Origin of the sequence: Bradyrhizobium sp. PRIMUS42 (assembly GCF_023006515.1) — a bacterium.
In the GTDB taxonomy this organism is placed as follows: domain Bacteria; phylum Pseudomonadota; class Alphaproteobacteria; order Rhizobiales; family Xanthobacteraceae; genus Bradyrhizobium.
The window spans coordinates 1-1,061 of sequence record NZ_JALBGZ010001242.1; the positions used below are offsets into that span (position 1 = coordinate 1).

Annotated in this window: 1 protein-coding gene; it reads left to right on the forward strand. The window is 64.6% G+C overall.

Going from position 1 to position 1,061, the window contains the following annotated elements:
- A partial coding sequence (locus MOV75_RS39390; RefSeq protein WP_247008240.1) for an MFS transporter occupies positions 1 to 894 on the forward strand: 894 nt, incomplete at its 5' end.
- Between the last annotated feature and the right edge of the window lie 167 nt (positions 895 to 1,061).

The following is a 1,061-nucleotide window of genomic DNA, read 5'->3' on the forward strand; positions in this document are numbered from 1 at the left end:
ACGCGCTGGTACACGCCGGCCGAAGCGCTGACCATGGCAACGTCGACCAATGCGGAACTGCTGAGCCTGTCGGGCGCGCGAAATCCTTACCCAGGCCGGCTCGGCGTGGTGCTCGCCTCGTTTGCCGCACTGACAATTTCGCGGCTGCCAGAAGCGGATCTGCTGTCGTGGGGCTGGCGCGTCCCGTTCCTGATCAGCGCGGTCCTCGTTGCGCTTGGCATCTACATGCGCCTGCGTATTGAGGAGAGCGCGACGTTCCGCGCCGTGGGGGAGACTGAGGCCGTGCCCGCCGTCGAGGCGGTGAGGGGGCACTGGCGGCCAATCCTGATCGTGTTTTTCGCCGAAATGGCGCAGACCTCCTATTTCTACCTGACGGCCATCTTCACCATTTCCTTTGCGACCCGACAGCTCGGAGTCCAGAAGGACGTCATCACGCAGGCGGTGCTGTTCGCCAATCTCGTCGGTCTCGTCGCCATGCCGCTCATCGGCGCCTGGTCCGACCGGATCGGACGCAAGCGGCTGTTCCTCGCCGGCGTCGTGCTCGCGACGATCTCGATGTTCGTGTTCTACGGCGCAATCGCGAGTCGCGACACGATGCTGATCACGCTTGCGCTGATCCTGGCCGCTGGCGTGATCCATCCGTTGATGTTCAGCACCGAAGGCAGCTATTTCCCGGAATTGTTTCCGACCCGCATCCGCTTCACCGGCGTGTCGATCGGCAAGCAGTTCGGGACCGTACTTGGCGGCGGCATCGCGCCGCTCGTCGCCACCAGCCTGTTCGCGCAAACCGGCTCGACCTACGCCATCACTGGATACTACGTCGCCCTCGCGCTCGCCGCGATGATCGCACTCGGCTTCGCGCGTGAAACCAGCAAATCGCGGCTGCTCGGCTAGGTCCGGCGCCAATATCAACACAAGGGAGGTTCTCATGGACGTCAGTCTTCTGATCAACGGGCAGGATCAGGCCGCTACGGGCGGCAAGGTGTTCGAGCGGCGCAATCCGTTGTCGCAGGAGGTCGCGAGCCGGGCGGCGGCCGCGACGGTTTCGGACGCGGATGCGG